Source organism: Mesorhizobium sp. P2_A8 (assembly GCF_056404935.1).
The window spans coordinates 114,354-126,619 of sequence record NZ_JBFUDB010000005.1 but is presented as its reverse complement, the minus strand read 5'-3'; the positions used below and the strand labels follow the sequence as shown (position 1 = coordinate 126,619).

The window sequence follows — 12,266 nt, the reverse complement described above, 5'->3', positions numbered from 1 at the left end:
CCGGCGTTCCAAGGATCGCCGTGCGGTTTTGGGCGGCTATTGCGTCTTTATCCGCATTTCCACACGGCGGTTCACAGGATCGTACGGGTTGGGGCTGCGCGGATTCTTTTCACCCATGCCGATCGCGTTGATGCGCGCAGTCTCGATGCCGCTGGCCGTCAGGAAGGCCGTCACCGATTGCGCCCGTCGCTGAGACAGCCCCTCATTGTAGCGGGCCGAACCGGAAGCGTCGGTGTATCCCTCGACGACGAAGTTGAAAGTGCTCAGCCGGTTGTCCTTCAGGGCCTTGGCGAACTCGCCGAGTTCCGCGCGCGCGGTCGTGTCGAGTTCGGCCGAATTCAGCCCGAAATTGATCAGCATGTCGAGGCCGGATTTTTGTCCTGCCGTGTCACCTGCCTTGCTCTTGCTTTTGCACTCCTCCTCGGAGCCGACACAAATTCCCCGCGACTTGCCGAGATCGGCCGCACCGGCAAAAAACTTCACAATGTCTTCTGATTTCTGAACGGGGTCGGCGGAAGCGTGGGTCGAGAAAAACACGACCGCCAACACAAAGGCTGAACTGCTCCACTGCATAGCGGCTCCTCCTGTTTGAGCACCAGATTTCGAGCGGCTGCGATCATACCAAATTCCGAGGCAATTGTCTGTCGCCAAACGCTGAGGCACGACGCTGCCGACCGACAGTTGTTGCCGCGCCGCGGGTTGAGACTTGACCCGCGCCCCGCCGGGGGCTTGAGTGGCCAAAGCTCCTCGATGAAAGCGTGGCGGTCATGGCCAATGGGCTCCGATTCAAAACGGCACGGGATCTTTTCATGGCTTGTCCCGCTATTGCCCGGGACATGCGAACCCTTCCAACCGAACAGCACCCGATCGAGTTCTGCCGCGACCTCCTCGCCGGGCGCGTTCCCGAGGAAGCGATTACATTCTGTGCCTACCTGCTTCCCGAGCGGGCCGCGGTGTGGTGGGCCCATGAATGTTTGAGCCACCTGACCGACCTGTTCGATGAGGCCGATCACGAGCTGCTGGCGCTTGTTCGCGACTGGGTGGGCGAACCGGACAGTCCTCGTCATCGGGCAGCCGTCAGCACGGCCGCGGCGACATCGCCAACAACGCCGGTCGGCTGGATTGCCCTGGCCGCGGGATGGCGTGACAATGGTTCGGCCATGGCCGCGACGGAATCCGCCTTGCAACCATTTCCTGCTGCCCATGCGGTCAATGCGGGGATTCTGGCCGGACTGGCACGTGTCGCGCTCGCTGACCGGTTTTCCGTTCTTTCTGCATTTGTCGAAATGGGCATCCAGATGGCCGAGATCGAGGCGCTGCGCCAATCAGCGGATGCATATTAGAGCTTAAGGCGTGTCGCGTTCGAACGGATTCGGGCGACGCGCTTCAGGTCTTTGTAGTTCTGCCGGCTTACTTGCAGCCACCTTGAGCCCACTTGGCGAGTGCCACCTTGAAGCGTGTCCCAAGCGGATGCTGCAAGCGCAAAACAGAGACATCGTTGGAGGCGAAATTTTTCGCCTGTTCGCACAGCCGTGCTTCGTTCCATTCGTGGCAGCCGTCGCAGTGCTTGCCTTCCCATACCGACTTGTCGAGCCCCTCCACCGGACTGAAGCGTGGCTTGCCCTTGATGAGCTCGGCAATGCTCTTGCCATCGATTTCCGGATCACCGAAATCGATAGGGTGGTCGAAAAAGATGGGGTCGTCCGAGGCAAGCTTCGGGATCTTCTGACGAAGCACATTGAGTGCAAGTTGGGTGTCGTCGCCGGAGCCCGACGGATTTGCCGTGGCATTGCGCACATCCGAGCCGCCTTCCGGTTGCGGCGCGCTCGCCTCGCCGACGATCAGCGGCGCGTTGAGATCGATCTTGTGCAGGACGACCTCGGTGGTCAGCGAGACATTGATCCAGGGCCGCTGTTTGCCGGCGGTCGCCTTGAAGACATCGGCGGTAACACGGTTCATCGCTTCGGTGATGGAAACATTTGTTTCGCCCATATGCGCGAGCAGCGCCGAGGCGAACGGCGAATGTTCGCCCGATCCATCATAAGCGACCTGGTTGGGGCTGGTGGCGAACGCGACCAGCGTGCCGGCGCCGCCATTCTCGATCGGGATTTCGGCAAGGCCGCTTCTTGCTCCCTTGACGCCGGCGGCCTTTGCCAACACCTCGGCAAGGGGATTGTCACGACACGCATCGAGGAAAATCAACCTGATGCTGGTCTCGCGCGACATTTGTCGCAGGACGAAATCCACCGGCACCGCCTCGAAATCCAGCGACGTCTCGTCCTCGAGTGCTGCATCGACCGGAAGAAGGTAGTTGCTGCCTGAAACCTGCAACCCGTGGCCGGCATAGAAGAAAAGGGCGATGTCGGCGCCACGCACCTGCTTGGCGAACTGTGCAATCGTCGTCTGGGTCTGCAATTTGGTCAGATCGAAGCCGGAAACGACTTCAAAATCCAGGCTCTTCAGGCGTTCGGCCATTGCCTGGGCGTCGCGTACCGGATTGGTCAGCGCCGGGGCATGCTCATACTGGGAGTTGCCAAGGACCAGCGCAACGCGCCGTTCGGCACTGGCGGCCGACAAGGTCAAAAGCAGTGCCAGCGCTACGAGCCCGATGCCGCGCATAAGGCCACCGCAACGGGCAATCAGATCGACACCCACCGGGACAACGGATCCTTCCTCAGTTAACGAGCTTGGTGGCGGAAAACTCGATCCGCCGATTGAGCGCCTTGTTCTTCGGCGTGTCGTTGGCGGCAACTGGCCGATCCTCGCCATAGCCGGTCGCCGCGATCTGCGTGCGAGGAATGCCCGCGGCAACAATGGCGTCGGCAACCGCCTCGGCCCTGCGCTCCGACAAGTGCTTGTTCTCGACGGGCGACCCATCGGAATCGGTGTATCCGGAAACCTCGACCTTCAGGCCCGGGCACTTGCCAACGACACCGACGACCTCCGTGAGCAGCGGGCGGCTTTGGGCATCGAGCCGCGCGCTCGCGGTTCGAAAGTAGATAGCCCCGGTGCGCGACAGCACCGCAAACCTGTTGAGGCACTCCTCGTCGCTGAAGTTGGTCTTCGCCGCATCGGTGGCGACAGGGCCGACATCGGCCGCGCTCGCCGCGACGGGCTGGGGAGCAGTCGACTTGCTGCCGTCAGCGGTGAACACGAAATCGAACGACACCGATGCCGTCGGAACAATGTTGGTCACATTGGCCGCCTGCTGGAGTTTGTCGACGTTCGGCAGCAGCCCAAAGTCTTCCACATGCACGGCGACAGGAGCCTCCGAAGCGACCGATACCATGTTGTCGCTGATCATGGTCACGACAATATTGGCCTCGAGATCCTTGTCGACCCCGTGCAGGTTGAGACGGAACGGAAGAACCGCCTTCACGCGTCGCTTGCTTGCCAGGTCGGCAAATGCCGCGGGATCCACCTTGGCGGTCAGTTCGGCCGACGGAAACTTGAATGTCTCGAAGAAAAGGAACCGCATGCGGACATTGCGAAGGTCGACCCCCGTATCGACCGAATTGAGGTCGAAGGTGACCTTGGCATCACCCGTCGAGGTAAGGCTGCCGGAAATATTCCTGATCTTGTTGGTTTCGACGATCGTGTTCTTCTTGACCGACTGATAGGTGAGCACCGAGGCGGTCGGATCAAGCGTCCAGTTCGGTTGCGCGTTCGCGCTGCCCAGTCCGGGCAAAAGCAATACGGACAGAGCAACGATCAAGCCAAGTGCCTCTATGGCGAGCCAGCTTCTCGAGCGTGTTTTCCACCAGAACCCGACGACTTCGAACATGGAACCCCCCTGCCTACGACAACAGACTTCCGTATCGACATCACGACCATGCGGTGCCGGTAGCGAGCATAGAACACTTGCTCTCGCTTGGCGAGCATCTCCGCTGATCGCCGGATCACTTCAAGGTGCCTAGAGAAACGGCCTTGCCAGAAACCATCCGCGTTTCAAATCAGGCCATAAGCCAGCCCCGTCTTTTCGCCTTTTGCTTGACCGCTAACGGAAGCATCCACCATCAGGCGCTTGCCCCAATCGTCATCCCGATCGATCTGAAAGCCGGTGTCCCGCAACATGGCAAAGAGGCATTCCCTGTTGGGGGCCCAGAAATTGGTGATGTCGCCGGCAAGTGTGCCGGCTTCGTAGTACTTCGCGACCGCCACGCCGGGCATCAGGTCCGGTTCGAACTGCGTTTCAACAAGCAGGCGGCTCCGACACAGCCGGGAAACAATGTTCAGCGCGCGCATCATGTCGGGCAAATGATAGAGAACGCCCAGAAACAGCACGAGATCGAACTCACCGATATCCGAGCCGGGAATGTCATACAGGTTCATCTGCCTGTAATCGAATTCCAAACCGGTCAGTTGCTCCATGGCTTCAAATCCGTGGCCATTTTTGGCCCGATAGTCGACTGCCGTCACCTGCGCTCCACGACGAGCCATGTGCATCGAAAAGAAGCCGTCCGAGGGGCCGATGTCCAATGCCCGCAGGCCAGTCATATCGGCAGGCAATCGCAGTTTTTCGAGCAGGAACCGGGGATCGTAAGAGCCCGGAGTGACCACACCCGGGAACACTTCAAATTTGTGGTGCCAATGCGGCACCGTTGAAACGATCGCCTGGGCTCTGTCGCGGTCACCGGAAGATACTGGTGCTGGTGAGTGCATCTCTCTAATCTCCAATCCAAGTCCTGTTTCAATCAGGAGATGAAAGTATGACCCGGACGTCATATGTCGGTTACGCGCGCCAGGCGGCGACTATGCATGCGGGTGCTATCGTTGCCAACAGCTCAACTGGTTTCCCGTATGGCCCTGCCCGTCCGTAATATTCGATCGCGGTTAAACACCAAGCGCCTATCCCTGGAAGTCTCATGACCAGCAGAACCGCCATAGTCGTCGTAGGGATGCACCGCAGCGGCACCTCTGCGCTGGCGCGCATGCTCAGTTTCCTCGGCGCCTCCTTGCCGCGCAACCTCAATCCGGCGGGATTGGGCAACGTGACCGGCCATTGGGAGCCGGAAGGCGCTGTTCGCCTCAACGATGAGATCCTGGGTCTGGCCGAATCGCCCGAAAACGATGTCCACGGACCCTCCAGCGAATGGCTGCAACGGCCTGCGGCACAGGCCTTCGTCGACAGGCTGAAAGATCTGATTACCGATGAATACGGCGACGATCCGCTTTTCGTGCTGAAGGATCCGCGGATCTCGCTGCTGTTTCCCTTGTGGCGCGTCGCGCTGGCCAAACTGGAAATACGGTGCGTCGCAGTCGTCATCTCGCGCAATCCGGTGGAAGTCGCGCTCTCGCTGGCGAAGCGGCAGAGCCTGGGAGGCGACTGGCAATCCTGGCCTCTGGAGCGAGGCGGCCTGCTGTGGTTGCGGTACAATCTGGCAGTCGAGGAACACACGCGCGACGTCGACAGGGTTTTCTGCGACTATTCGACGTTGCTGGACGACTGGAGATCGGTCGCGCGCCGGCTGAGCGATGAACTCAAGATCGCGTGGCCAAAATCCATACCGGATGCTGCTGCCGAGATCGACGGCTTTCTGTCGCGGGAACTGCGCCACCATCAAGAGCCTGAGGACCTGGATTGCCGGCAGGGCGTGTGGTCTGCATGGATCACGCCGATCTTTTCCGAACTGCATGGCGCCGCCGCAGGCCGTACGCCTGATCCTGCCGTATTCGACGCGGTGAAGAAGTCGTTCGACGATGTCCATGCCGGCATTCAGCATCCTCCTCCCCCGCAGCGATCGTCAGGGCGTCCTCGCCTGCGCGTCATGCGGCGGGGCACGGGCCGGCGGAAGCTGTGCTTTGTCGGCGACCTGTTCTGGAAACCTGTCCAGGGTGACGGCGCGGCGAGAGCGGCGGTCGACGCCGCCATGGCCGCCGACATCGACATGTCCATCGTCGACATCGGCGCTTTTACCGAGGCGGACGAGAATGCCTTCGTGGACTTTGCCGAAAGCCATTCCTTCGACATCGAATATCTCGACGTGGACGGCCCGCTGATCCAGCCGTCCCTTCTGGCCTCAACAATCCAGTTGTTGAGGCACCTCCGCGCCCAGCATTTCGACGCCATTCTTTTTCAGAACCAGGATGGCCTTGGCTATGCCAGCGGCGTGGCAAAGCAGACCGGAATGGCCTTCGACGGTGTGTCTCTGGCCGTTGTGGCCGCAGGGAGTTCCGACTGGATCAGGCAGCAGAATGGCGAGGTCCCATCGAGCCTGGTGACAATCGGCATCGAGCATCTGGAAAAAATGGCGCTCGAGCGAAGCACCGCCCAGGCGATCATCGCAGCCAACAGCAATGCGCTGAAGGGCGAGGTGGGTCGATATGTTCACAGCTTGCAGGTGACCCTGGAAGAGCGATCGCGAAGTGCCGAGGAGTCCGCGCGTTACGCCAGTTCCCTGGAAGAAACACTGGTCCGACTACGGGAGGCGAACGAAGCCGCGGCCGAATACGCCAGAAGCCTCGAACAGTCGCGGGCTCAGAGCGAAGAGGCCGCCGACGGCGATACTTTGAAGGGCGAGGTTAGTCGATACGTGCACAGCTTGCAGGTCACGTTGGAAGAGCGATCGCGGAGTGCCGAGGAGGCCGCGCGTTACACGAGCTCCCTGGAAGAAACATTGGTCCAGTTGCGGGAGGCGAACAAAGCCGCGGTCGAATATGCCCAAAGCCTCGAACAGTCGCGGGCCCAGATCGAGGCGTATGCCAAGACGCTTGAGGCAGAACTGGAGAAAATCAACTCAGCTGCAGAGAGCTGACAGCAAAAAGGCCAGCGCTCACCGCACGCCTTGATTGGGCCGGGACCAATCAACCATCGCAGCCGAGCCGGCGCCGTTCGGTTCAGGAAAAGAGCCGAAAGCGGGCGAGATACCAGATTGCCTTGACGCCATCGCGCCATCCGATCTTCTTGCCTTCCTCGTAGGTGCGGCCGAAATAGCTGATGCCCATCTCGTAGATACGCCAGCGGCCAGCACGCGCGATCTGGGCGCTGAGCTGAATTTCACAACCAAAGTCGTTGCAGGTCAGGCGCAGCCGGCTCATGACGTCCCGCGTGAACATCTTGTAGCAGCACTCGATGTCGGTAAGCGTCTGATTATAAAGGAGATTAAACGCCAGGGAGATGAAGCGATTGGCCAGATAGTGGTGGAAATAGAGCGAGCGATGAGGCCGGCCGTAGAAACGTGAGCCGTAGACAACGTCTGCAATTTTTCGCCTGACAATGAGGTCATACATAACGGTCCAGTCCGCGGGATCGTATTCAAGGTCTGCGTCCTGGATGACTATGACGTCGCCTTTGACTTCCGCCAGCCCGGTCTGCAATGCAGCGCCTTTTCCGCTATTTCTTTCGTGATAGAACAGCCGCACCGTGACGGGGGCAATCGCCGGTTCGTCCGCGAAGACGAGACCACCGTCGACGCCGACGGTTAGAGACGTAGCGTAGCGGGAACCGGTTGGAAAATTGGCCTTGAGCCACTCGCGGGTGCCGTCGGAGGAGCCGTCGTCGACGACGATGATTTCCTTCGCCACCGCGGGAAGTGCCGTACTCACCATCGCCAAGACGTGTGGCAATGTCTCTGCTTCGTTGAAGACCGGTACGATTACGGAAAGCATGGAACCTCGAGGCCGTCGGGTCAGCTGTTGCGGTGGAACCGACACTGCCGGCTAGGACAAAGCGACCATCAGGATCATGACGATGCCAATGATGGCGAAGAGCGCCCGGTAACACCGTTGCAGTCGACGGAGGTTGTCGGCAGTGAGGCCGGCCCGCATGGCGCGGCGGGAAGCCCACAGATGTACCGGAATGAATACAGCGGCAAAGACGAGGACGTGCGGAACGAACCCGAGCGCGGCCAACGCGGCAACGAACGCATATGCCGAGATAAAAAGGACGAGACCTGCGACAAAACTTCTGGTCTTGCCAAACGCCACAGCGTTCGTCCGTATGCCGTTGAGCAGGTCAACGTCATAATCGCGCGCCTCATGCGTGAAATGGCCGGCGGTGAATACCAACCCAAAGAAACAACTTACGACGAGGCCCTGTGCGTCGATCGCGCCAAAAGCCGCATAGCCGAGCAGGAAATGTGCGCAGCCGCCGAAAAAATGCAGGGCCGAGTTGAAAAGCGGCGCACCCTTCAAATGCAGGGTGGGGCTGGAATACAGAGCGCTCAACCCGGCGATCGCCATTGCAGCAACGAGTGCCCTAATGTTTATCAGCCCAAACAGGAGCAGACTGATCGCCAGCAATGAGCCGGCAAGATAGCCGACTTCCGTACGCGTCAAACCTTTTGCCGCGAATGTTCGGTTGGCTCGGTCCGGGTCTCTGAGGTCTCCGTCGATCCCTGACCAGTCGTTGAGAACAAACACATGAGCCATCAGGCAGAAATTGCCGGCTATCATCGTGGCCACGGTCAGAGCATGGCTCGCCGACAGCGCTCCGATTGAAAAAACCGCACCGATGATCGGAGTGGCCTGAAGTGCTGCGACTTCATCGAAACGGATACAAGAGAACCAACGGAACAGTAGCTGTACCGCCCGGGGGCGACTTTGACCGACTGTTTCGCTCGCGATTTGCGTCACTTCTCACCACATTTTTGTTCCGAGCCGCCGGAACCACAAGGAAGCTTTGATAGCATACGTTCGTTCTCGAAATAGAGCCGCAACCAGAGCGCATATCCGAAATCTTGCGACCAATAGAATCGCTTCACCGTCGCGGTGAGGTCATTGTGATACAGCAGCGGAGGCGTATGGCTCATCAAGGAAAAGTCATCCGCGGCGATATCGGTCAGCAGGTCGGTCGTACGCTGGTAGGCAGCATATGAGCCGGCTTGGCTTTCCACCTGCCGAAGCTGGTCGGCGGCGCGCAGCCAGATCGCCTGTCCAGGAATTTCGGTGCGCAGTCGCGCTTGGGGAAACTGCGGCGAGCAGCCGGCCTTTTCCAGGTCTGCCAACCGCAGAGTGATCATGAGCGGTGCACCGGCGTAGTAGACCCAGATATCGTCGTCGCCCGCTTTTTTCGCGAGCGCTTCGCACAGCGAACGCGCGGCCGGTTTGTCCACCTGTTCGAGAAACAGGAATAGATGCATTTGGATCCCGACATCCGCCGGATTGGGGTCGCGTCCGGGATCGAGGCATTGATATTTGTCACGTGACGCGAGCCAGGTCTGGTAGAGTCCGTCAGGCCGCCTGAACTGCGTTATGGTGGCAAGCGCGGGTTGCAGCAGGTCACTCGTTTCGCTGGGCGCGACCCGCCATGCCAGGGCGGTGTCATCGGAATCGGGCGTGATGGCGCAGCCGAGAGTGCCGATCGTGGGCGCATCTGGTCGGCCGTGGTATCGAACAAGGCCGGTTTGCTCGATCTGAGCAGCCAGGAACTGTCGCGCCCTTGCAAGCATGTCTTTCGCGCCGGCGGCTTCGGCGACAGGGCTGACGACATCAAGCATGATGGCGTTGAGGTAGGTATTGAGTTCCTGGCGCGGCTGCTCAAATCGCATTGCGCTCGTATAGGAGGTCAGCCAATAGCCGCCGGCCTGCTGATGGCCTGCGAGCATCTGCACGGCGCGCCGTGCCGCACTTGGCAGATCCGTCACATGCTCAAGTGCCTCATTGTCCGGCGCCAGGAAGAAAGAGGTCTGCTTCAGCAGACGAGGCTCGCCACCCTCGGTGGCGCGCACCAACACCGCCAACAGATGCTCTCCCGGGGTTACCTGATCGATTGGGATGGTGACGCGCCACCCGGCCGGGCTCGCCTGGCCGAGCGCCTTCTCAACATCGGCACGGGCAAAGAATTCCCTGGTTCCAGCGACCGGCCGGCCATCGATCAGCACGGCGACGTCGCTGGGAGAGTGGTCGTTGGTGAGCGACCATCCAAGGATCTCAAGCTGCCCGCCGCCGGTGCCTTGACCGATGGGCGGGACATTTACGGCATCGATGTTGCCACGCAGATCGACAATCAGATCGGCTTGGACACGCGGGTGACTGAGTTCGGCGATAAAGGCCGCGTTGTGGATGTCCCAGGCAGGTCGCATTCTGTCTGGTCCGTTGGCGGTGACGATGGGGGTGTCGGCGATGCCGGTGTACCAGAAGGCACCGATCGTCTGCATTGAGATCGCCACAAGTGATGCAAGCCCGAATGCAACACGCCCTTTCCGAGATAGAGCCTTCACGACAGGTGGAAGCATCCACATCAGCATAGGCAGCATGTCGGTGAGCCATCGAGGCCCCCAGGACACGCCCTGCCTCCAATCGATCATGGCGTAGAGAAGCAATTGCACGATCATGGCGCAACCAATGGCTACCGTCAGTCCTCGTCCTGAGCGCTCGACAGCGACGCGACGAAAAAACAAGGGAACGAACAGCAGGAACGGCGAGAAGGCGAAGAGGCCCCGGGTCGGACTGATAAGAAGGCCTGCAATACCGCCCATTATGCTGTCGTTGAAATTTTCGGGCCGAACATGAACCGCATAGGCCCCTGCAACATTGCCGACGAGCATGATATTGTAGGCGATGGTCAATGCGACGGGAACCATGCCCGACAAAACGAATAACGATCTTATGCGGCCGGCCCACCACAGGCCATAGATACCCAGACCCGCCGCCAGTATGGCATCGGGCTGGCGGTTCGCCGCGATAAGCCCGCAAAGCAGTCCTGCCAGGATGACCCGCAATGCCGTGCTTGGTCCCGTGAGCAAAAGCATGGTGGCCACGACCAGCAACTGGGCGAGCCCATGCATCCAGAGGGCTTGGCTGCTGATAACCCATGTCGTCGTGCCAAATGCGTAGAGCAGGCTCAGGATGGCGGCCCACCCTTCATCCGTCCGTCGTCGCAGGAGCAAATAGAGCAGACCGACGGACACCGCCGCCAACGAAGAAGCGCAAAGCTTTTCCATGATCCGGGCGACTTCGTCGAACAGCAGCGGGTCGGAACCATGGTGGTTCAGATAAATGACTGCCGGCAAATAGAATGGGGAGAGGATGACGGGAACGACAATGGGAAATTTCGATACATATTGGTCTCCCCGCACCTTCAGAACCCAGTGTGCGGTGTCACCCTTCTCCTGCGTGGCTGGAGGTTTTCGCCCCTGAGCCACCATGGTTAGAATTGGATTCAAGGTCAGGCTGTGATTCTGCCAGATCGAAAAGGGCAGGTAGCGCGCCGCATAGCTGTCGGCCGCAGTTATCGAACGCAGGTTTGCGTTGTAGACCAGGAAGGAGAGGAGCCCAAGGAGCAAAGCCATTGCAAAATCGCGAGCGCAAATGCGCCGAAAAGCCGGCTCCGATACTGCCGGGACTTGCGCCGTAATTGCCGCGGTCACCTATAATTTTCCCATTCCATACTTTCTATCGAAGCTCATAGTGGCGCGCGCGGCGCTCGACAATGATCGCCTTGGCGCGTCAACAGGAACATTAGGAATATTGAAGCCACGCTTGGTCGCCGGCTTTCCCGGGAGGCAAAATTGCCAGCATTGAAGACGCCCACCTCAAGGCGGGCAAATCTGATTGGGATCGGTGCGCCACGGACTGCGACGAGCAGCCTGGCAAGGATGCTGAGCGCTACACGAGACGTCTTTGTACCCGAAGAGAAAGAAGTTAATGGCTTCGGCATCGACGATGACGTCACCGACGCCCGCTACGATATGCACTTCACCGGGGCAGCGATCGACCACCGCTATCTCGCCGACATCTCGCCCGTCTATCTCTCAAGTGCGCAGGTGGCGGAGCGTATTAGATCTTACAATCCGGAAGCAAAAATCATAGCGACTCTCAGGGATCCGGTCAGCCGTGTGATTTCACAGTACCGGCACATGAAGGGCAAGATCGACGCATCGCTGGGTCCGGACCTAAGCCTGGACATAAATTCGTACATAAAGAATGGCTTGATTGAGATCAGCAGTCATAGAGCGCAGGATAATTCCTGGTATTCTGCATCTACGAACATCGTTCACTCTTTCTACGGCAGGCATTTGCGGCGTTATTATCAATCCTTTCCCCGAAAACAAATACTGGTCTTGATTTATGAGGACCTGATCCATTCGCAGCCTTTGTGCGCGAAGGGGGCATGGGAGCAACAATTACAGCGATTTCTAGGCGTCGGGGTGAACCAGCAGTACTGGGACAATCGCGCGGAAGGCTTCGAAACGGAAATCGCCGACGACGTAGCAGGCGATTTGAAGAAGCTGTTCGCGGCCGAGGTTTCCACAGCCAGCGACCTGATCGGTCGCGATCTGGTTGAGCTATGGGGATACTAGTGCATGATCCCCGAAAAGTGGAAT

At 59.4% G+C, this 12,266-nt stretch carries 10 protein-coding genes; 3 read left to right on the top strand and 7 right to left on the bottom strand.

Features of this window, described 5'->3' with window-relative positions:
• Positions 1-36 precede the first annotated feature (36 nt).
• Complete coding sequence (locus AC1D10_RS15850) at positions 37-573, bottom strand: OmpA family protein (protein WP_477274103.1); 537 nt, start codon at positions 571-573, stop codon at positions 37-39.
• Between the two features lie 194 nt (positions 574-767).
• Between AC1D10_RS15850 and AC1D10_RS15845 the strand changes: the two genes are divergently transcribed.
• Positions 768-1,343, top strand: a complete 576-nt coding sequence (locus tag AC1D10_RS15845; RefSeq protein ID WP_477273325.1) for a DUF6931 family protein — start codon at positions 768-770, stop codon at positions 1,341-1,343.
• 67 nt (positions 1,344-1,410) lie between these two features.
• On the opposite strand, the gene AC1D10_RS15840 is transcribed toward AC1D10_RS15845, so the two are convergent.
• From AC1D10_RS15840 to AC1D10_RS15830, 3 genes are all read right to left on the bottom strand, one after another.
• Positions 1,411-2,655: a caspase family protein gene (locus tag AC1D10_RS15840; RefSeq protein WP_477273323.1), complete on the bottom strand. Its 1,245-nt coding sequence runs from the start codon at positions 2,653-2,655 to the stop codon at positions 1,411-1,413.
• A 19-nt stretch (positions 2,656-2,674) separates the two neighbouring features.
• Entirely contained in the window at positions 2,675-3,784 is a 1,110-nt protein-coding gene (locus AC1D10_RS15835; RefSeq protein ID WP_477273321.1) for an OmpA family protein, read from the bottom strand.
• Positions 3,785-3,948: 164 nt separating this feature from the next.
• Positions 3,949-4,662, bottom strand: a complete 714-nt coding sequence (locus AC1D10_RS15830; RefSeq protein WP_477273319.1) for a class I SAM-dependent methyltransferase — start codon at positions 4,660-4,662, stop codon at positions 3,949-3,951.
• Positions 4,663-4,865: 203 nt separating this feature from the next.
• Between AC1D10_RS15830 and AC1D10_RS15825 the strand changes: the two genes are divergently transcribed.
• The gene (locus AC1D10_RS15825; protein ID WP_477273317.1) at positions 4,866-6,755 is read left to right on the top strand and encodes a sulfotransferase family protein; all 1,890 of its coding nucleotides are present in this window, start codon (positions 4,866-4,868) and stop codon (positions 6,753-6,755) included.
• A gap of 82 nt (positions 6,756-6,837) precedes the next feature.
• Here the strand turns inward: AC1D10_RS15825 and AC1D10_RS15820 are convergent, their stop codons facing one another.
• The 3 genes from AC1D10_RS15820 to AC1D10_RS15810 are packed head-to-tail and all read right to left on the bottom strand — an operon-like array spanning position 6,838 to position 11,309.
• Positions 6,838-7,608, bottom strand: a complete 771-nt coding sequence (locus AC1D10_RS15820; protein ID WP_477273315.1) for a glycosyltransferase family 2 protein — start codon at positions 7,606-7,608, stop codon at positions 6,838-6,840.
• 51 nt (positions 7,609-7,659) lie between these two features.
• Complete coding sequence (locus tag AC1D10_RS15815) at positions 7,660-8,574, bottom strand: UbiA family prenyltransferase (RefSeq protein ID WP_477273313.1); 915 nt, start codon at positions 8,572-8,574, stop codon at positions 7,660-7,662.
• On the bottom strand, positions 8,571-11,309 hold the full coding sequence (locus AC1D10_RS15810; RefSeq protein WP_477273311.1) for a hypothetical protein: 2,739 nt from the start codon (positions 11,307-11,309) through the stop codon (positions 8,571-8,573). Before AC1D10_RS15810 ends, AC1D10_RS15815 begins: the two co-directional genes overlap by 4 nt.
• 141 nt (positions 11,310-11,450) lie before the next feature.
• Here AC1D10_RS15810 and AC1D10_RS15805 point away from each other — a divergent pair, with 141 nt between their 5' ends.
• Entirely contained in the window at positions 11,451-12,242 is a 792-nt protein-coding gene (locus tag AC1D10_RS15805) for a sulfotransferase family protein (protein WP_477273309.1), read from the top strand.
• Positions 12,243-12,266: the final 24 nt, after the last annotated feature.

What these genes read in the sequence shown, in the direction of transcription:
- AC1D10_RS15850 (WP_477274103.1), bottom strand. Translation starts at nt 573, where the DNA reads ATGCAGTGGAGCAGTTCAGCCTTTGTGTTGGCGGTCGTGTTTTTCTCG.
- AC1D10_RS15845 (WP_477273325.1), top strand. Translation starts at nt 768, where the DNA reads ATGGCCAATGGGCTCCGATTCAAAACGGCACGGGATCTTTTCATGGCT.
- AC1D10_RS15835 (WP_477273321.1), bottom strand. Translation starts at nt 3,784, where the DNA reads ATGTTCGAAGTCGTCGGGTTCTGGTGGAAAACACGCTCGAGAAGCTGG.
- AC1D10_RS15830 (WP_477273319.1), bottom strand. Translation starts at nt 4,662, where the DNA reads ATGCACTCACCAGCACCAGTATCTTCCGGTGACCGCGACAGAGCCCAG.
- AC1D10_RS15825 (WP_477273317.1), top strand. Translation starts at nt 4,866, where the DNA reads ATGACCAGCAGAACCGCCATAGTCGTCGTAGGGATGCACCGCAGCGGC.
- AC1D10_RS15820 (WP_477273315.1), bottom strand. Translation starts at nt 7,608, where the DNA reads ATGCTTTCCGTAATCGTACCGGTCTTCAACGAAGCAGAGACATTGCCA.